The 19,864-nt window shown below is 49.1% G+C and carries 17 protein-coding genes and 1 tRNA gene; 10 read left to right on the top strand and 8 right to left on the bottom strand.

The genetic code is table 11. The features are described from left to right. Positions 1-24 precede the first annotated feature (24 nt). Together yihI and B2Q61_RS12180 are read left to right on the top strand one after the other, a co-directional pair. On the top strand, positions 25-582 hold the full coding sequence (gene yihI, locus B2Q61_RS12185; protein WP_290620602.1) for a Der GTPase-activating protein YihI: 558 nt from the start codon (positions 25-27) through the stop codon (positions 580-582). After that, positions 582-1,061: a DUF2489 domain-containing protein gene (locus B2Q61_RS12180; protein WP_290620604.1), complete on the top strand. Its 480-nt coding sequence runs from the start codon at positions 582-584 to the stop codon at positions 1,059-1,061. Before yihI ends, B2Q61_RS12180 begins: the two co-directional genes overlap by 1 nt. A gap of 62 nt (positions 1,062-1,123) precedes the next feature. Here the strand turns inward: B2Q61_RS12180 and B2Q61_RS12175 are convergent, their stop codons facing one another. The 3 genes from B2Q61_RS12175 to B2Q61_RS12165 form a co-directional block, all read right to left on the bottom strand. Further along, complete coding sequence (locus tag B2Q61_RS12175) at positions 1,124-2,413, bottom strand: metal-dependent hydrolase family protein (protein WP_290620606.1); 1,290 nt, start codon at positions 2,411-2,413, stop codon at positions 1,124-1,126. Between the two features lie 100 nt (positions 2,414-2,513). After that, entirely contained in the window at positions 2,514-3,053 is a 540-nt protein-coding gene (locus B2Q61_RS12170; protein ID WP_290620608.1) for a DUF1285 domain-containing protein, read from the bottom strand. A gap of 127 nt (positions 3,054-3,180) precedes the next feature. Next, a tRNA-His gene (locus tag B2Q61_RS12165) sits at positions 3,181-3,256 on the bottom strand. Positions 3,257-3,393: 137 nt separating this feature from the next. Between B2Q61_RS12165 and B2Q61_RS12160 the strand changes: the two genes are divergently transcribed. From B2Q61_RS12160 to B2Q61_RS12150, 3 genes are all read left to right on the top strand, one after another. Then, entirely contained in the window at positions 3,394-4,227 is an 834-nt protein-coding gene (locus B2Q61_RS12160) for a mechanosensitive ion channel family protein (RefSeq protein WP_290620610.1), read from the top strand. Positions 4,228-4,229: 2 nt separating this feature from the next. Next, entirely contained in the window at positions 4,230-4,982 is a 753-nt protein-coding gene (locus B2Q61_RS12155) for a DUF481 domain-containing protein (RefSeq protein WP_290620612.1), read from the top strand. 149 nt (positions 4,983-5,131) lie between these two features. Continuing rightward, the gene (locus tag B2Q61_RS12150) at positions 5,132-7,447 is read left to right on the top strand and encodes a putative bifunctional diguanylate cyclase/phosphodiesterase (RefSeq protein WP_290620614.1); all 2,316 of its coding nucleotides are present in this window, start codon (positions 5,132-5,134) and stop codon (positions 7,445-7,447) included. On the opposite strand, the gene sbcC is transcribed toward B2Q61_RS12150, so the two are convergent. The 4 genes from sbcC to B2Q61_RS12130 are packed head-to-tail and all read right to left on the bottom strand — an operon-like array spanning position 7,437 to position 13,757. Then, complete coding sequence (sbcC, locus tag B2Q61_RS12145; RefSeq protein WP_290620616.1) at positions 7,437-10,466, bottom strand: exonuclease subunit SbcC; 3,030 nt, start codon at positions 10,464-10,466, stop codon at positions 7,437-7,439. The genes B2Q61_RS12150 and sbcC overlap by 11 nt on opposite strands. Further along, the gene (sbcD, locus tag B2Q61_RS12140) at positions 10,463-11,722 is read right to left on the bottom strand and encodes an exonuclease subunit SbcD (protein WP_290620619.1); all 1,260 of its coding nucleotides are present in this window, start codon (positions 11,720-11,722) and stop codon (positions 10,463-10,465) included. Before sbcD ends, sbcC begins: the two co-directional genes overlap by 4 nt. A 60-nt stretch (positions 11,723-11,782) precedes the next feature. Continuing rightward, positions 11,783-12,373 carry a single-stranded DNA-binding protein gene (gene ssb / locus B2Q61_RS12135; RefSeq protein WP_290620621.1) on the bottom strand — a complete coding sequence of 197 codons (591 nt, stop codon included), beginning with the start codon at positions 12,371-12,373 and terminating at the stop codon, positions 11,783-11,785. Between the two features lie 19 nt (positions 12,374-12,392). After that, entirely contained in the window at positions 12,393-13,757 is a 1,365-nt protein-coding gene (locus tag B2Q61_RS12130) for an MFS transporter (protein ID WP_290620623.1), read from the bottom strand. A 290-nt stretch (positions 13,758-14,047) separates the two neighbouring features. Here B2Q61_RS12130 and uvrA point away from each other — a divergent pair, with 290 nt between their 5' ends. The 3 genes from uvrA (at position 14,048) to B2Q61_RS12115 (ending at position 17,631) form a co-directional block, all read left to right on the top strand. After that, positions 14,048-16,870: an excinuclease ABC subunit UvrA gene (gene uvrA / locus B2Q61_RS12125; protein WP_290620625.1), complete on the top strand. Its 2,823-nt coding sequence runs from the start codon at positions 14,048-14,050 to the stop codon at positions 16,868-16,870. A 69-nt stretch (positions 16,871-16,939) separates the two neighbouring features. Next, complete coding sequence (locus B2Q61_RS12120) at positions 16,940-17,242, top strand: type II toxin-antitoxin system HigB family toxin (protein WP_019677520.1); 303 nt, start codon at positions 16,940-16,942, stop codon at positions 17,240-17,242. Between the two features lie 17 nt (positions 17,243-17,259). Beyond that, entirely contained in the window at positions 17,260-17,631 is a 372-nt protein-coding gene (locus B2Q61_RS12115; RefSeq protein WP_290620873.1) for a helix-turn-helix domain-containing protein, read from the top strand. On the opposite strand, the gene B2Q61_RS12110 is transcribed toward B2Q61_RS12115, so the two are convergent. Then, on the bottom strand, positions 17,628-18,089 hold the full coding sequence (locus B2Q61_RS12110) for a methyltransferase family protein (protein ID WP_290620628.1): 462 nt from the start codon (positions 18,087-18,089) through the stop codon (positions 17,628-17,630). The two genes, B2Q61_RS12115 and B2Q61_RS12110, sit on opposite strands and share 4 nt — an antisense overlap. Before the next feature lie 215 nt (positions 18,090-18,304). Between B2Q61_RS12110 and B2Q61_RS12105 the strand changes: the two genes are divergently transcribed. Both B2Q61_RS12105 and B2Q61_RS12100 read left to right on the top strand, forming a co-directional pair. After that, positions 18,305-19,222 carry a hypothetical protein gene (locus B2Q61_RS12105; RefSeq protein WP_290620630.1) on the top strand — a complete coding sequence of 306 codons (918 nt, stop codon included), beginning with the start codon at positions 18,305-18,307 and terminating at the stop codon, positions 19,220-19,222. Beyond that, positions 19,213-19,821, top strand: a complete 609-nt coding sequence (locus B2Q61_RS12100) for a hypothetical protein (RefSeq protein WP_290620632.1) — start codon at positions 19,213-19,215, stop codon at positions 19,819-19,821. Before B2Q61_RS12105 ends, B2Q61_RS12100 begins: the two co-directional genes overlap by 10 nt. The last annotated feature ends 43 nt before the right edge of the window (positions 19,822-19,864 follow it).

Raw genomic sequence — 19,864 nt, 5'->3', positions numbered from 1 at the left:
GCCCTTTTGTACAGGTATCCTGTTATGACGCGTCAAAAGAAAAGCCGTAATGCCGGCGACAATGGTCAGCGCCATTTGCCAGCTTCAGAAGCCCGCAAACTACGCCAGCCTAAAGAAGAAACCAAGAAAAAAGGCGCGGGCAAAAAATCCGGTAGTCGTAATTCGGTTATTGAACAGCAAGCAGCACAACAGGCTGGTCGCAGCGAGCCAAAAGATCCCAGAACGGGGAGTAAAAAGCCAATCGCGTTAGTGTCTGAACCGGTAAAGGCGCCGCAGGTTAAAGTTGATTTGCAGCCAAAAGCTCGGTTAAACAAAGTTGTAGAGCCAGGCTTAAGCGCAGCAGAAGAGCTGGCCCTGATTGAAAACGATCAGCAGTTACAGCAATTGCTGGAGCGGGTTGAGAATAATGAAATTCTGACCGGCAAAGAGGCCAAGTACTTTAACGCAAAAACAGCCAGACTTGAACAACTGCTGGAGCAGCTTGGTCTGGCTGATAACATAGTTGCTGATACAGATGACGATCCATTAGCTCAGTTTGAGCGTACAGATTGGCGTAAGTCTATATTAGGTGATGAGGATTAATGCAAAACTCCTGGCTGATAATACTGGTAGTACTGGCGGCAGTGATAATAGCAAGTCTGGCATTTTATGCAGGCAAGCTGTTGTTGCTATTGCAACAGCAAACTAAACACCACGCACAGTTGGCGGCAAAACAACAGCAGCAACAATTGCAGAATCAACAGTATGTTGAGCAAAGTATTTTTACTATTTGCAAAGCTGTCGATGCAGACCAGTGTGAGTTATCAGAAGGGGCATTGCGGGTATGGGTGTTGCTCAATCGCTTACCGGAGCAACTACAGGGCCCACTTGCTACAGACTATCCCGGTATTTTTCAGATGTATCAGGTAGTCAAAGAAATGCCAACACATCAAACACGTAAACAGCAAAGCAAACAGGTTACGGCAGAACAAGACAAGCAACGACTGCAGGCTGAAAAAAATCTGGCGCCACAAATTCTGGCTGATGTCAGCAAATTACTGCAGCGATTTAAACCAGCCTAACTGCTACCGACTATTGGCCTGAACGCTACACGTTACAGGCCATGTAGTATCGAATGCTTGCTTTAATTAACAGGTTTATAAACAGTGCCGGCTTTCATTACAAAGCTGACATCGCCCATCGCACTGATATCTTGTAACGGATTTCCCGATACGGCAATAATATCAGCAATTTTACCTGCTTTAATGCTGCCAAGCTCCGCTTCCACTCCCAATAAACGCGCCCCTTCTATGGTCGCTGACTGTATAGCGGCCATGGCTGGCATACCCGCTTCCGTCATATAAACAAACTCACGCCAATTGTCGCCGTGAGGGAAAACCCCGGCATCGGTGCCAAATGCAATTTTCACCCCGGCTTTATAGGCCTCACCAAAGGTTTGTTGAATCAGCTTGCCAATATTCGCGGCTTTGGGCCGCACTAATTCAGGGAAAAAACCATTTATCGCTGCTTTCTCCGCTGCCCACTTGCCGGCACTTATCGTGGCCACATAGTAAGTACCGTGTTTGCGCATCAGGGCAAAAGTCTCTTTATCCATAAAGGTGCCATGTTCAATGGAGTCCACCCCCGCTTTTATGGCCCTTTCCATGCCCTCTTTGCCATGCGCATGTACCGCAACCTTCATATCATAATCCCGGGCGGTTTCCACTACAGCGGCAAACTCAGCATCTGTAAACTGAGGGTTTGTGCCACTTTTAGCCACGCTCAGCACGCCACCGGTGCCCGTAAGCTTTATCAGGTCGGAGCCTTCTTTATAGCGCTGACGCACGGCTTTTCTTGCCTCATCCGGACCATTTATTACCCCTTCTTTCGGGCCTGGATCCCCCATCTGCGCAAAAGCTACCCCATTGGTGGGGTCAGCGTGACCGCCTGTAGTAGCGATAGATTTGCCGGCGGCATAGATTCTGGGTCCATTAACGTAGCCCTGCGCTATCGCTTTGCGCAATGCCACGCTAATCTGATAATTGTCTCCCAATTCACGCACTGTGGTGAACCCTGCCATTAATGTCTTTTCGGCAAACACCGCACCACGCAAGGCAAAATCAGCCTCATTTAACCGATGGCCTTCACTATATACGGTGGGACTAAACTGGGTATAAAAATGGGTATGCATATCCATCAGGCCTGGCATCACCGTATGTTCCGTCAGGTTTATTACCTGATCGCCACTGCCTGGCTGACGATAGCCCGCCTCGAGACTGGTAATTTTTTCACCTTCAATGATGATGGTTTGTTCGGTTAAAATTTTACCGCTCTCAACATTAATTAGCTTACCGGCATGGATCAGGGTCGCGGCACTGAGGGTAGCGCTGCTCAAACAAAAAGCAACTGCAATGGGTAGTACTGCTTTGCGCATAATAAATTTCCTTGTGTAGTTGGCTCAATGTGCACCCGCCGGCCGCTGATTGGCAACAAGACTGCGGTACAGCCCATCATTTGTCAGTTGAAATGCAGTATCAGGCCAGCACGCCCAGGGTAAACGGATAACCGGCACTTTTCAGTTGATAATGGCGTTCACCATCACAGTAAACGTCCCGACATTGTTCAATCAATTGATAATAGGTATTGCGATTTAACCGGGCCGATAAACCGCGCCACAATTGCAGATAGGGCAAACGCTGCTGCTGAAACCAGCGTAATCGTAATGGATACTCCGGAGTGACACTTACCGCGTCACCAATATTCGTGATGAGGGTAAGCAAAGGCCCGTTTTTTGTGCTCTGCCACTCGCTAGCCACTACCACAAATGGCGCATCCTCTACCTGGATCCGCACTTTTTCTACCGGGGTTTGCAGAAAGAATTGCTGTTGCTGGCAAATTAATACTGAAGCAAATAATCGTACCATCGGTTGACGACGGATTTCACTGCCCTGATACAACCAACGGCCATCTGCGGTGATTAACAGTGGAAGATCGCCACAGAATTTTGGCTGCCAGCTTTCTACCGGCGCGAGATCAGGACGCTGTAACTGCTGTTGAAGTGACGTTAAATCCATTTCAGTGCTGGTAATGATTAAAAGTGATCTTAACAATAGAGCGCAGACGTAGCAGGGTCAAGCCATGGTTTGCCATCTTAGGAGCCGGCGAAACCATCGGTATTGATAAAGGCTGCAGCAGGGAGAGTGGGGTGACTGATGGGGCTCGAACCCACGACAACCGGAATCACAATCCGGGGCTCTACCAACTGAGCTACAATCACCACTGTGTGTAGTGAATATTTTAGCTAAAATTGCCGCGCCAACCAAGTTTTTTTACTTAAAGCATGCACTGGCGTACCATCAACGGGCTAAGATTGCTAAACTAGCTACGATATTACGTTTTAATAAGGAATGTGTAATGGAAGAGATAACGACATTTTATCAGGAAAATCACGAAGTCGTACTCGGCTATCTGTTGCAGCTGGTTGCTGCTATTGTTATTTTTTATGTTGGTCGGTTTGTTGCGAAAGGAGTATCACGTTTGCTGGAGCGTGGGTTGCTTGCCCGCTCTGTCGATAAAGCCGTGGTGGCGTTTCTGGTCAGTATTGTCTATGCCATTATTCTTATTGCCACTATCCTGATGGCGTTATCGCAACTTGGAGTACAAACTACCGCCTTCATTGCTATTCTCGGCGCTGCCGGTCTGGCCATTGGTCTGGCATTACAGGGATCCTTAGCCAATTTTGCTTCAGGCATTCTGATTATTTTGTTCCGGCCGTTTAAATCAGGTGACTTTATTGATGGTGGTGGTGTCAGCGGCACGGTCGAAAAAATAGAAATTTTTCAGACGCAAATGAAAACCCCAGACAACAAACGGGTTATCGTGCCAAACGCTCAGATCACCAGCAATCCCATCACAAACTACTCGGCAGAGCCTATCCGCAGAGTCGATCTGGTCATCGGTATTAGCTACGATGCAGACTTATTGCTGGCTAAAAAACTGCTGGAAGACATTCTGAAAAACGATGAGCGGGTGCTTGCCGAACCAGAATTCAGCATCAAGGTTGGTGCGCTAGCTGACTCGTCTGTAAATTTGAACGTTCGGCCCTGGGTTAATTCAGCTGACTACTGGGGCGTTTACTGGGACACTCTGGAAAAAGTGAAATTAACGTTTGATGCCAACGACATTGGTATTCCATTTCCGCAAATGGACGTGCATTTATTTAAAGATCAAGCAGATACTAAGGAGTAAGCATGAGGTTATTCACTGTATTGGCGCTGGCCAGCATTGCCGTTAGCAGCGCCCTCAGTGCGCAGGAAGCAGCGACGGATGATGATAAGATTTGGAAAACCTCTGCAGAGCTTGGTGCTATTACCACTTCCGGTAATACGGTTGGTACCTCGATTACCGGTAAAATTGATGCCAGACAGGAACTGGAGCAATGGAGTAATCAGTATATCGTCAGCGCCTATTTTAAAGAGGATGAAAAACTCGATGCTGACGGTAATACCGTAACCGAACGCTCTGCCGAACGTTATCTTATTTCGGCCAAAGGTGCCTATAAACTGGATACCGAACACGATAATTTATTTATTATCGGCTCGCATACCAGCGATAAATTTGGCGCCTTCGAAAAATACAATACCGTGGCTGTCGGTTATGGTACCCGGCTTTATGACGCTGAAACACAACATCTGGATGTCGAAATAGGTCCGGGTTATTTCAGTGGTAAACGAGCGACCGGGGAATCAGAAAGCGGGCTTATTGTCCGTGGCGCAGCGGCCTACAACTGGCAAATCAGTGAATCGGCAGCTTTTAGTCAGACACTGAGTGTGGAGTACGGTGAAGATAATACCCGTACCATTGCTGAAACCTCAGTGACAGCGAAAATAAACGGTGCCATGCAAATGAAAGCGGCTTTTCTGGTACAGAACGATTCTGATGTACAGCCGAATAAAGAAAACACTGACACCCAAACCTCTTTAACCCTGGTTTACTCTTTTTAAGCCCTGCTGTGCCTTAGCCAAACCCCGTGGCTAAGGCATTCTTATTTAATAAGAATCTTTATTAATTAATTTTTATTTTCTATTTTTACACTATGCTTAACCTTCTCATCACCGGAAACGGTGTCTCGCTATTTGTGCCAGAGAAGTGAATGATGAAGCAACAAGGCGCTGCTAAAACACTACGTCTTTACCCGGTAATGGGTGGATTAATGTATGTTTTGCTAGGGGTATGCTGGATCTTATTTAGCGATAGCGTCCTGAGCATGCTGACTGACAATTCAGAGCAACTGAACCGGTATCAAACTTATAAAGGGCTGTTTTATGTTGGTCTTACCGGATTACTGGCCTGGCTGCTTCTGCGTCAGCATCAACGCCTGACCACAACATTACAAGCTAGTGAGCAAGCATTTACTGATACTTTTGAACATGCCGCTGCTGGCATTGCCCACGTTAATGCTGACGGTAAATTTTTACGAATTAATCAACATTTTGCCGCATTGCTCGGATACAGCCCGGCTGAAATGCTCGATATGTCGTTCCATCAGATCACCCATCCGGAAGATTTGGATAACGATCAACAACAGTTTATCCAATTGCGGCAAAAAATTACCACAAGTTACACGCTTGAAAAACGCTACTTTGGAAAAACCGGCGAAGTGGTGTGGGTTAAGCTCGCGGTATCTACTGCACCAGATAGTGCGAATACCGCACCATATTTTATTGCGGTGGTGCAGGATATTTCAGCTCAGAAACTGGCAGAGCAACAGCTACTTGAAAGTGAGTTACGTTTTCGTACCCTGCTGGATAATGCGCCTCAAATATCGGTTCAGGGGTATGATCAGTTTGGCACGACCATATACTGGAACCGGGCCAGTGAGTTAATTTATGGCTACAGTAAAGAAGAAGCGCTTGGCCGAAGTTTGCTGGAGCTGATAATACCGGATGAAGCCCATGATGAAGTGCGGCAGGCCATGACCTACATGGCTGAAAACGCAGAGCCGATAGCTGCCGAAGAGCTTACCCTGAAACGCAAAGATGGTTCGCTTATTTCAGTATTTTCAAATCATGCAGTGGTCAAATTACCCGAGCAATCTCCACAGATTTTCTGCATTGATATCGATTTAACTGAACGTAAACGTCAGGCCCAAGAGTTAGCCTTTTTAGCGGAGTTTGACCCTCTGACCCAGCTTCCCAATCGCCAACATTTCAGTAACCGCTTAACTAGCGCAGTAAAACTAGCCAAGCGCAATCAACAGTTTCTGGCGGTGATGATCCTTGATCTTGACCATTTTAAAGATGTGAATGACAGTTTTGGACATCAGACCGGGGACGAGCTGCTATTGCAGGTAACTGAGCGTCTGAATCTGAGTTGCCGGGAGACCGATACCCTGGCCCGGCTCGGTGGCGATGAATTTGTGTTTCTGGTTGAGCAGCTGGCGCAGCCGGAAGATGCCGCCAGGGTAGCTGATAAAATTCTGCAACAGTTACATGCTCCTTTCACCCTGGAACTGCACAACGATATCACCGTGGCAGCGTCGGTCGGGATTTGTATTTATCCCAGCCACGCTGATAGCGCTGAGGCGCTGTTGCAGGGTGCTGATGCCGCACTGTATCGCGCTAAAGCAGACGGTCGCAATACTTACAGTTTTTATTCTGACAGCCTGACCATCCAGGCCAGAGCTCGTTTGTTATTAGAGCAGCGCTTACGCAATGCCATGAAACAAAATCACTTAACCTGTTATTACCAACCGCAGCTTGATATTCTAAGCGGCCGCATTGTTGGTGCAGAAGTGCTGTTACGCTGGATTGATCCCAGCGATGGCATAATAGGCCCGGATACGTTTATTCCACTGGCCGAGGCCAGTGGCTTAATCCATCAGATTGGCAATTTTGTATTGCAACAAGCCTGCCAGCAAGGCCGGGCCTGGCAACTGGCCGGCTTACCAAACATCAACCTTGCCATCAACGTATCAGCTCAGCAATTTAACAAGGGTGACTTGCAGCAAAGAATAACCAGTATTTTGCGGGAAACCGGTTTCGATCCGTCTTTCCTGGAGTTGGAAGTAACAGAAAATGCCTTGATGGGTGACGAGGATGTGGTCATTAAAACCATGACTGCGCTGCGCGAGCAAGGTATAAAACTGGCAATAGACGACTTCGGCACCGGGTATTCTTCTTTAGCCTATTTAAAGCGCCTGCCTTTGGATGTACTGAAAATTGACCGCCGCTTTATCGAAAACTTACCCTCGGCAGAAGACGATAAAAGTATTACTAAAGCGATTATAGATCTGGCTCATAACCTGAGATTTAAAGTGCTGGCCGAAGGTGTGGAAACGGTTGAACAACTGGATTTTTTACGTGAGCAGCATTGTGATTACTATCAGGGCTATTATTTCAGTAAGCCAGTGCCAGCTGCAACATTTGCTGAGCTATTAAAAAATCAGTGCTCACCAGCTACTGACTGATCCGGATTTGGCTGTAACCCAATCCGTGCTGTTTCTCCAGTCTGATTTGCACCGGTAGCCGCTGCTTTAATGCTTCCACATGGCTGATAATGCCGATCATCTTGCCACTGGCATTAAGTTGATCCAACGCCGCCAGCGCACTTTCCAGCGTATCGGCATCGAGCGTGCCAAACCCTTCGTCCAGAAATAATGAATCGATGCTGGTTTTAGTGCTGACTAAATCCGATAATGCCAGCGCCAGCGCCAGGCTAACCAGAAAGCTCTCGCCACCTGACAAGGTTTTGGTGTCCCGCGCGGTGTCGGCCTGCCAGGTGTCGAGCACCTGCAATTCCAGCTCTGCGCTAGGGTGACGTGCCAGCTGATAGCGGTTGTGTAACAATTGCAATTGGCGGTTAGCCAGCACCACCAATTGTTGCAGGGTCAGGCCCTGGGCAAAACGCCGGTATTTAGCGCCATCCGCAGAACCAATCAGGCCGTTGAGCCGTTGCCAGAGGGCCAGTTGTTGCTCTGCTTCAGTAATTTTTGCCCGCAAACTTTGCTGATTGGCACGACGTTGCTGATCGTTGTCTAACTGGTGTTGCAACCGCCCCAGCTGCTCAGTAAGATGTTGACCCAGTTGCTCCAGCTGCTGCAGCTGCTGCTGTAACAGGGCCAGTGGTTCTGCGCTGAGCTGCTGCATAACCAACTCGTCGAGGCGTTGTTGCCGATCTGTTACCAACCGGTTGATAGCAACCTCCGCCTGGTGCAGTTGCTGCTGTAGCGTCGTCAGCTCACTTAGCTCGACATCACTGAGCAATGCCTGCAGAAAAGCGGTTTCATCACTAAAGTCACTGGCAGCAATAGCCTGTTGCCACTGCTGCGCAGCAAGTTGCTGTTCTGCTTTGACCTGCTCAAGCTGACGTTGCAACTCTTGCTGCTGCCCTTCAAAGTGCTGTAATTGTTGTTGCAGCCGCTGCAACCCGCTTTTCAGCGCAGCCAGATCAGCGTATTGAGTTGTTACTTTTGGCTCAGCCTGCTGCAGCGCCTGCCATTGTTGTTGCCATTGCGCCAGCTCGCTGCTGCTGGCCACTTGCTGTTCAGTCAGGTTTTGCTGCTGCTGGGCCAGCAGGGCCAGCTTATGGTCTGTTTCGATTTGCCCGCGCTCTGTTTGCTGCTGTTCTATCACTAACTGCTGCAACTGTTGTTGGTGCTGTTCCAGTTGTTTCAGCTTTTGCTCATGGCTAGCAAGTTGTTGTTGAATATCTTTATAATGCTCGTTAAGTGTCTGAGTAAGTTTAATGCCGTTTGCTTGCACTGCCTTACTACCGGTGTCTTGCAGCAGCGGCTGTAACTGGCTGTGCAACTCGTCCAGTTCAGTTTGTAACTGCGTGGTCTGCCGTTGCAACTGCGTTGTTTCTGTCACCAGTTCTGCCTGACGGGTGCGGGCTGCTTCGCCAGCTGTTTGCACCGCACTAAGCTCTGCCTCTTTTTCAGTCAGACGTTTAGCAGTGGCCGAATCATCCAGTTGCTGATACTCGCTAACCGCAGGATGCGCGGTGCTACCACATAACGGACAAGGCTGCTCAGGTTGTAAGTTCGCCCGGTGCTCTGACAACTGCATAATCAGTTGCTGCTGCGCCAGTAGTTGCTTTTTGTCGGCAATCTGCTCGCTCAGGCTTTTAAAGCGGCTGCGTAACGTGGCTAGCTGCTCAGTAAGTGGGGTAACTTGCTGCTGTTTGGTACTGAGCTGCTGCTGCAGTTCAGCCAGTTGCTGCTGCCACTTTTGCTGCTGCGCCAGTAACCGCAGCGCCTGTTGCAATTGAAATAAACGTTCTCGCATGCACTGTTGCTGCTGACGAACTGTTTCAGCGTCGCCGTCCTGCGTCAGCTTGGTCAGTTGCTGCTTCAAAGTAGCCTGGGCTGCAGTTTGCTGCTGTAACGCTGTTGCCAGCTGGCTTTTCTGCTGCTGCAAGTCTTGTTGCTGCTGACTGAGTTTTTGCTGCTGCTGCTGCGCACGTTGCTGAGCAGCCAGCAAGTTTTGCCAGCCTTGCCATAACAGCGCGGCCTGCTCAGTGCGGCCCGATTCGGTTTGAACCAGCAACTGTTGCAGGCTGGCTTGTAAATTTTGTTGGCGCTGCGTTGCTTGCTGTAATGCCTGATACAGCGGTGCCAGTTTACTGGCTGGCTGATGGCTTTTAAGCCGGGCAAGCTTTGGTTGTTGCCTGGCCTGTTCGGTGCTGAGCTCTGCTGCTTCCTGCCGGCTTTGTTGCAGTGCCAGCTCCGCTGCAGTAACTTGCTGACGCCATTGCAGCAGTTGCCTGTGCTTGTTGACGGCCAGCTGCTGTTCATTCAGCCGAGCTTTAACCGTCACCAGTTCAGCCGTCAACTCCTGCTGCTGCTCAGCAGAAAGCAATTCCGTCGCAGACGCCTTCGCCTGCAACAATTCCAGCGCCGCTTTTTGCTCGCGGGCATCACTGAATACCTGCATCGATATCCGGCCATAAATATCGGTGCCGGTCAGTTCTTCTAATAGCTCGGCCCGTTCATTGGCATCGGCATTTAAAAACGCCGCAAAGCTGCCCTGCGCCAGTAACATTGACTTGGTAAAGCGACCGAAATCCAAGCCAGTCAGTTCAGTAATCAGTTTTAATTTTTCATTGTTTTTTTCAGCCAGAATGGTGCCGTCAAGCTTAGCCAGCTCTACTTTTGCTGCCTGCAAATTGCCATCGGCCTGGCCGCGGGCCCGGCGTTGACTCCAGAATGCCCGGTAAGCCTGACCGGCCACTTCAAACTCGACTTCGGCCAGACACTCGCTGCTGTGCCGGCTCATCAGCTCATTACTGGTGGGCGAGGTTTTTAAGCGGGGAGTCTGATGATATAGCGCCAGACAAATCGCATCTAAAATGGTGGTTTTACCCGCGCCGGTGGGGCCAACAATGGCAAATAAACTGGTGCTGTCAAACGGCGGCTGGCGAAAATCGATACACCACTCTCCACGCAACGAGTTCAGGTTTTGCAGCCGTACCGCTAAAATCCTCATGCCTTAGCTAACCCTGCCTGTGATTCTGATTCGGCTTGCTGAGCCGCATCCTGCACTTTAGCCAGTGCTTGCTGATGCAACGCACTCAGCTGCTGTTGTTGCTCCGCGGTCAGGGTTTCTTCTGCCAGCCGGGCCTGCCAGACATCGGCCGGTGCCAACTCTGCCAGACTGGTTTGCTTAAGCTGCTGTAAGCTGCCGCCACTGCTATTGCGCTCGCGGCGCAGCTTTAATAATTCAACCGGCTGGTCGGCAAGCAGTTGCTCAACCCGTGGTTGCAAGTCAGTTAAATAGCCATCACTGGCGCTAATAACCACTTCCAGCCACAAGGTGGCGCCTTCCGTCAGCTTGGCCAGCAGTGGCGTTACCATGCCAGGTAAACTGACCAAATCGGTTTTAATGCTGGCCAAAGGTTGAAAACACGGAATAACAATGCTGCTGACCGTTTTTTGCTGGTTATTGAATTCGATTAACCATAGCTGTTTTTGCTGGCGCGCTTCATCAAAACTGAGTGCAATAGGAGAGCCGCTATAGCGGATGTCAGTACTGCTGTTGAGTTGTTGCGCCTGATGAATATGGCCCAGTGCAATGTAATCCGCAGCCGGAAATTGACTGGCCGAAAACGCCTCTAAGGTACCAATGTAAATATCGCGCACCGACTCAGACTGGCTGACACCTACCGTGGTTAAATGGCCAGTCATGATAACAGGCAGCTGTAACTGATGTTGTTGGTTGTATTGCTGTGCCAGTTCAAACAACTGCTGGTAGTGGCGGGCGATTGCCTGCTGCAAATCAGCCTGCTTCTGCTGACCGCTTTGGCCCGCCTGGCTTTGCAACACATCACGTGAGCGTAAAAAAGGTACTGCAGCCAGCACGCAGGCGGGCTGTCCGCTGCTATCGTTCAATATCACTATTTGTTCAGACACATCAGCCTGTACCGTGGGTATAACCCGGGTATTCAGCTTTGTCAGCAGTTGCTTGCTTTCGGCCAGTACTGCAGGAGAATCATGATTGCCGCCTAATATCACCAGCTGACATCCGCTCGGCTGCAGCTCAACAATAAACTGGTTATATAATTCGCGGGCATAACTGGGTGGGGTGGCAGTATCGAAAATATCACCGGCTACGATAATGGCATCAACACTCAACTCATCTACCTGCGCCACCAGCCAGCGCATAAAAGCCGCATGCTCAGCCGCCCGGCTTTTACCAATAAAGTGCTGACCTAAATGCCAGTCGGACGTATGGAGAATTCGCATGGTCGCTTCACCTGCCGCGATAAAGTAAAAAGCCTGACTAAGCAGGCTTTTTTATACGGTTTAAAAAGGGATATCGTCGTCAAAGTCGATTGGCGGTTCCATTGGCTGGCGCTGTGCCGGCTGCTGATTCCCCTGCTGAGCCGGCTTCTGGTAACCACCGCCTTGTTGCGGCGCATTCTGCGATGGCTGCTGATAGCCACCACCTTGCTGTGGTTGCTGATAACCGCCTTGCTGGGCTGGCTGTTGTTGCGCCGGACGCTGATAACCACCCTGCTGGCCACCGCTCATGCCGCCGCCCTGCTGTTGACCATCACCGCGGCCATCCAGCATTTGTAGCTCGTTAGCCACGATTTCAGTGGTGTAACGTTCAACACCGTCTTTATCGGTCCACTTACGGGTTTTCAACTTGCCTTCAATATAAACCTTGCTGCCTTTGCGCAGATACTCACCGGCAATTTCGGCCAGACGCTGATAAATCACTACCCGGTGCCATTCAGTTTGCTCTTTTTTCTCGTTGGTGGCTTTATCGGTCCAACTTTCTGAGGTTGCCAGTGTCATATTGGCGACGGCACCGCCCTGTGGCATGTAACGCACTTCCGGGTCGGCCCCCAGATTGCCAATTAAAATAACTTTGTTAATTCCACGCGCCATGCGATTTCTCCTGAAAAAATTAGAGTTGGTCGATGCCAACTAATGATTTGGCCTGTGCCAGATCAAATTGCTGCGAACTGACTTTTAAATAACAGCGTTGTTCGGTCAGTAAAATAGTCACTTCCTGCACACCGTTAAGGGCCGCTAACTGGGCTGCCAGCACGCTGGCGTCTTGCTCTGATGTCACCTGCACTGCCAACGACAAGCGCTGAGCCCGGGCAGGTACCAGCATCGTCCGGGCAATAAGCAGCCATATTAAACCAATACCGGCCAGAACGGCAAACACCATTACATAACTAAATTTTTGGGCAACCAGGCCACCAATAACACCACCGGCAAAGGCACCAAAAAACTGGCTACTGGAGTAAATACCCATTGCACTGCCGCGCTGGCCGGCTGGCGCTACCCTTGACACCATGGCTGGTAAACTGGCTTCTAAAAAGTTAAAGCCAGTAAAAAACAATAACAAAGCGGCAACTAACCACCATAAACCTGTGGCGGTAAAGGCCAGTAGCATGGCAATAATTAACAGCCCGATCGCCAGCAAAAAATAGCCCTTTTCCTGCTGGCGGCGCATGGCAATAATCATCATAGGAACCATAAATACAAAGGAGGCCAGCAATACCGGCAAATACACCTGCCAATGCTGGTCAGCGGCCAACTGATACTGACTGAACAATACCGGCAGCGCCACAAACATTGCTGTTAACATTAAATGCAGCAGCATAACGCCAATATCAAGCTGTAATAACTGACGATGTTTTAACATATTCAGCAAAGTTGCTGGCACAGCCAGCGTTTCAGCAGCAGGCGCTTTACTAACGCTTTTAGGTACCAGAAACGCCACAATTAACATCGCGCAGCAAGCCAGCACTGCCGTAAACCAGAATACGCCACTTAAACCAGCCCATCTGGCCAGGAGCGGTCCGGCAATCATCGCCAACGCAAATGATAGACCGATGCTGGCACCGATAATTGCCATCACTTTAGGCCGCTGTTCGTCACGGGTAAGATCAGCAGCCAGCGCCAGCACTGCGCCGGCAATAGCACCGGCACCTTGTAAAACACGACCAAAAGTGACCATGTAAACAGATTCGGCCAATGCAGCCACAACTGAGCCAATAGCAAACAACGCCAGACCCAGCAACATGACTTTATGCCGGCCAATCCGGTCGGATAACCAGCCAAATGGAATCTGTAAAATAGCCTGAGTCAGACCGTAGGCACCAATGGCCAGGCCTATCCACAATGGAGAGTAACCAAGCAGTGCCGTGCCATATAGCGCAAAGACAGGCAGCAGCATAAACAGACCCAGCATCCTGGTAGAAAAGACCAGGGCCAGCGATAACGCCGCGCGTTTTTCTAGAGCGTTCAGTTGATCCATTAATTTTAATTAACAGCCGGAATAAGCGCGCAAGTGTAACATAGAAGCCGCGCGCGTTAACTTGCTAAACGTTAACAAACAGCCATTTTGCGCTATTGTTATTATCTGATCCGGTTTTTATATCCGGTTAGCAGACCAGTTTAGAATTATCTGCGTATTAACAGCCTTATAGCTTCAGGTTACAACACCCGCTAAACTAAGTTAGCTGAATTAGCTGGTTTTTTATTAATGCCATGTAGTGTATATTTGTACAGCCTTCGTGCCCTCACTGCTGATAACCGGAAACCGCTATGGATAAAATTGATATTCGGGGTGCCCGCACCCACAATCTGAAAAACATTTCCCTGCAAATTCCACGCGACAAGTTAATTGTGATCACCGGCTTATCGGGCTCGGGCAAGTCGTCACTGGCCTTTGATACCCTGTATGCCGAAGGTCAGCGCCGCTATGTTGAATCGTTATCGGCTTATGCCCGGCAATTTTTAAGCATGATGGAAAAGCCCGATGTCGATCATATTGAAGGCTTGTCGCCAGCTATTTCTATTGAGCAAAAATCTACCTCACATAACCCGCGTTCAACCGTCGGCACTATTACTGAGATTTACGACTACCTGCGGCTGTTATTTGCCCGGGTTGGCGAGCCACGTTGCCCGGTACACGATCAGCCCTTAGCAGCGCAAACCATCAGCGAGATGGTCGATAAAGTGACTGAGTTTCCTGAAGGCACCAAATTAATGGTGCTGGCACCCGTGGTGCAGGAGCGCAAAGGCGAACATGTTAAAACCCTGGAAAGCCTGGCCGCTCAGGGCTATATCCGGGCGCGGATTGATGGTGAAGTATGTGACTTATCCGATCCGCCTACCCTGGTTTTACACAAAAAACATACCATTGAAGTGGTCATCGACCGGATTAAGGTGCGCGACGACATTAAGCTGCGCCTGGCTGAATCGTTTGAAACCGCCCTGGCGTTGTCCGGTGGGGTGGCTAAAGTGGCCTTTATGGATGAACCAGACGCGGCCGAACTGGTATTTTCGGCTAACTTCGCCTGCCCGACCTGTGGTTATTCGATGACCGAGCTGGAACCACGGCTGTTTTCGTTTAACAACCCGGCCGGCGCCTGCCCCAGCTGTGATGGCCTGGGGGTTAAGCAGTTTTTTGACCCGAATAAAGTCATTGTCAGTAACCAGCTGAGCCTGGCTGGCGGGGCTATTCGTGGTTGGGATAAACGTAACTTTTATTATTTTCAAATGCTCAAATCCCTCGCTGAACATTTCGGTTTTAAGCTGGATGTGCCTTTTAGCAGCCTGTCTAAAAAACAGCAGGATGCCATTTTGCAAGGCAGTGGCAGTGCCGTAGTCGATTTTAAATACCTGAACGATCGCGGCGATGTGGTGCTGCGCAGCCATCCGTTTGAGGGGATCTTGCCTAATATGGAGCGGCGCTACCGCGAAACAGAATCTAACTCGGTGCGCGAAGAGCTCAGTAAATATCTGGCAACTCAGGCGTGCCCCAGCTGCCATGGCACCCGCTTACGCACCGAAGCGCGCCATGTGTTTATTGGTAAAACTAACCTGCCCGAAATAGTTGAGCTGTCGATTGGTGACTGTCTGGCGTTTTTCCAGCAGCTTAGTCTGCAGGGCCAAAAGGCAAAAATTGCCGAAAAAGTATTAAAAGAAATTCAGGATCGGCTGAGCTTTCTGGTAAACGTGGGCCTTAATTATCTGAATTTATCGCGTAGCGCCGAAACCCTGTCAGGCGGCGAAGCGCAGCGTATTCGCTTAGCCAGCCAGATTGGCGCTGGTTTAGTCGGCGTGATGTATGTGCTGGATGAACCTTCAATTGGCCTGCATCAGCGCGACAACGAGCGCCTGCTCGGCACCCTGACTCACCTGCGCGATTTGGGCAATACCGTTATTGTGGTTGAACACGACGAAGACGCGGTGCGTCTGGCCGATCATGTTATTGATATTGGCCCCGGCGCGGGGGTGCATGGCGGCTACATTGTTGCGCAGGGCAGCCTCGAGCAGATAATGGCCGAGCCTGAATCACTAACCGGCCAGTATATGTCGGGTACCCGAAAAATTGCCGTGCCGGCAGAACGCACCCCGCTTACCGATAAATGGCTGGAAGTCACCGGTGCCAGCGGTAATAACCTGAAAAATGTCGATTTAGCGCTGCCGTTCGGCTTAATGACCTGTATTACCGGGGTATCGGGCTCGGGAAAATCCACCTTAATTAACGACACGCTGTACCGGGTCGCGCACCGGGTACTGAATAAAGGCGAGGGTGCTGATCCGGCGCCACATCATGAAATAAAGGGCTTGGAGCATTTCGATAAAGTAATCGATATTGATCAAAGCCCGATAGGCCGCACCCCACGCTCAAATGCCGCCACTTATACCGGCATTTTTACCGCAGTACGTGAATTGTTTGCCGGTACCCAAGAAGCGCGCTCACGCGGTTATCAGGTTGGTCGTTTCAGTTTTAATGTAAAGGGCGGGCGCTGTGAAGCCTGTCAGGGCGATGGCCTGATAAAAGTAGAAATGCACTTTTTACCCGACGTGTACGTGCCGTGCGATGTCTGCAAAAGCAAACGCTACAACCGCGAAACCCTGGAAATTAAATACAAAGGCAAGAATATTCACGAAGTGCTGGATATGACAGTGGAAGACGCGCTGGCCTTTTTTGAAGCAATCCCGGCGGTAAAACGCAAACTGCAAACGCTGCAGGATGTGGGCTTAACCTACATTAAGCTGGGCCAGTCGGCTACCACATTATCGGGCGGCGAAGCACAACGGGTAAAACTGGCTCGCGAGCTCAGTAAACGTGACACCGGCAAAACCCTGTACATTCTGGACGAACCGACCACTGGCCTGCATTTTTACGATATTCAGCAACTGCTGAACGTACTGCACCGGTTACGCGACCACGGCAACACTATAGTGGTGATAGAGCATAATCTGGACGTGATAAAAACCGCCGACTGGATAGTCGACTTAGGCCCTGAAGGCGGTAACGGCGGCGGTAAAATCCTGGTAGCCGGCACCCCGGAGCAGGTAGCTGACTGCAAAAAATCCTACACCGGCCAGTATTTAAAACCGCTGTTGGGGTAAGGTACTAACTGAATGACGGATAAAAAAACACACCGTTGCAAAGTCCCATAATGGGACTATAATTGCGCTATGAGAATTATTGCACTCTCAACGTTAAAAGCATTCTGGCAGGACAAACCAGAATATAGTGATGCCAAAGAGCCTATTCTCGCCTGGCATCGCCACGTATTAAGTGCAGACTGGCATTCGCCTGCAGATGTAAAACAAGATTTCAGGCATGCCAGTATTCTCAAAGATGGCAGAGTGGTATTCAACATAGCTGGTAATAAATATCGGCTGGTAGTTTGGATTAATTATGCATATAAAGTCGTTTATGTGCGGTTTGTCGGCACTCACAGCCAATATGATCAGATTGATGTGCAAACGATATAATCGCCGGAGAAACAATGATGGATATCAGACCTATCAAAAATGATGCCGACTACCGCGCGGCATTGCATGAAGTCGAGCAATTGATGCTGGCTCAGCCGGATACCCCGGACGGCGAGAAGTTAGATGTAATGGTTACGCTGATTGAAGCTTATGAGGCTAAACATTTCCCTATGGATTTGCCCGATCCTGTTGAGGCTATAAAGTTTGAAATGGAACGAAAAGGCTTAACAGTTAAAGACCTGGAGCCAATGATTGGTAAAAGTAACAGGGTTTATGAAATTTTAAATCACAAACGCTCGCTTACTTTGAAAATGATCTGGCGGCTGCACGAGGGGTTGGGCATTCCGGCAGAGTCGCTGATTAAACCACCGGTAAACCTGTCAAATTAAAACCAACGCCTTACCTGCTTGGTATAGGCCTGATACTCAGCACCAAACTTTTCCAGCAAATAGCGCTCTTCCGGTACTATCTGCAACCGGTTCATATACAGCACAAACAGCGGCAGCATTGCCAAGGCTGCTACGTTCATTAAATAACAAGCCAGTGCAGTTAACAGCAGTAAAAAACCCAGATACATCGGGTTACGGCTATAACGGTAAATTCCTTTAATAACCAGACTGGAGGTTTGCTGCGGCACGCGCGGATCTACGGTGGTATCAGCGCGGCGAAATGCCAGTACACCCGCTAACGCCACCGCGCTACCGGCACCAGCCAGCACAATAGCCAAAACCTGTCCCCACAACGCAGGCAAGGCCAAAGGCGGCAGCCATAGCGCCACCAGCCACATTGCTAGTGAAAACAGCACTACCAAAACAACCGGCGGGATTTTAAGTTCAAGTGCTTGCATAGCAGTCATCCAAGGGTCTTATCTAGCGGTATCATACTACTTACTAAAACATGTTGGCAGCTACTGTTTTATATCGCCATCAGTTAAATTATTCATGCTGCAATACTCACCACACGGAGGCAGTTACATACAAAAAATAAACAATTAAATTGCAATTAAATGATTTCTTATTAAGATAGTGATCTTAAACGGCATGACGGAATAAGGGATTGGTAATGACTGCTCGCAAAGGACTTCAACACGCACAGCGCTTTCAATCAGAACAAAAGTTGGCTGAGGATTTAGCTGAAAGCAGAGCGGATATTTATGTACTTAACGCACGAGAACTTGCCGAGTTCTGGCTAACAGTACAGCGTCAGGAGGGCAAATCACAGTCTCAAATTGATAGTTCATTCAAACAGTTGACTGGTTTAGATCCAACGACCCAAATATTAGCCTTGGGTCGTGACTATGGCGCGGCTGGCAATGATTTGGCCACCATGTTGGTACTGGGAACTGACTTGAAGGGTGGAAGCCGCTTCTTCGAAACTTACAGCATGGTTACTCAGAATGGTAGGAATTATATTATTTTTAAGGGTAATCACCGGGCTCGTCTTATCGTTAAAGGCACTCGCTATCTGGCAACAAAAACCCTGATGATAAAGATGGCAGTAGGGACAGAAGGCCTGAAAAACTCCGCCAAAAGTGGTTTTCTTGTATCGGTGATCTTCTCTGTTACTTTACATAGTATCCAATGGTTATTTGAAGATGAATATCGCTGGACACATTGGTTGGCGGGCATCTCAACAGATTTAGTTAAAATTGCCATTGCCAGCACTGCAGGGTATCTGGCAGCTGCAGGCATCGCTTTGTTTATGGGTGCAGCTGTCGTTGCTGTGGTGCCAATCGTTGTAGGCGTCGCCGTATCATTGCTGGTGGGTTATACACTTAATGTTATTGACAAAAAATTTGAGATTACTAAATCTTTGATTCAATGGTTTGAATATCAGGAAAAATCTCTATTGGATAAAGTTAATGCTGGCATTGTCTATGTCACATCCTCAACAGTCCTATATGTTAAACGAAGTCTATATAAAACTGCGACAGACAAAATCAACCAATTATTGCGAAGAAGACCTCAATTATGGCTTTAACGAGTAAGCAGAATGCTGCAGGTCTGGGTTTGTTGTTGTTTTGCCTGCTTCTGTTACCTCTGGTCATCTGGGGTTTGCTATACGATCTATCGAATCAACAGCAACAAGTTGCAAGTGGCCATCAGCTTATTATTCACAGCGACATGCATGGATTAGCTTTTGGCGGCGGTATTTTTTGCTTAGTAATTATCGTTTGGGTCGCAACCAGGTTAATTATTCACAAGTTTAGCTTGCACACTCAGTCCTTAGAGAAAAAATTTAACCGGATTTTCAGCGGGCTGTTGTTAGGTAGTTTTGGGCTAATGCTCGCAAGCTATTATGGTGTTAGCCATTACTGGGAAAACCAAATGGCTGCAAAGGGCTATCAATCCTGTCCGACTACCACTCTGCTATTTACCCGGGTAACTTACAGCGCCTGGACGCAGAACCCTGCTTTATGTTTTGACAGCGACGTGAAGCGCATTGTAACCCGGGGCTCATGGAATGAATCTGTACAGGTAGAACAGATGCTTCAGCAGCGGGCACGACAGCAAGAAGCACGCAGGCAGTTTTTGTTGCAGGAAGAGCAGCTTAAACGGACCCGGAATACTCAATCATAATAATCAGATTACCGTCATTACAGCCAGTGAAGCCAATAGCATC

The organism is Arsukibacterium sp. UBA5043 (assembly GCA_002415085.1).
Lineage (GTDB): Bacteria > Pseudomonadota > Gammaproteobacteria > Enterobacterales > Alteromonadaceae > Alishewanella.
This window is presented reverse-complemented; position numbering and strand designations above follow the sequence as displayed.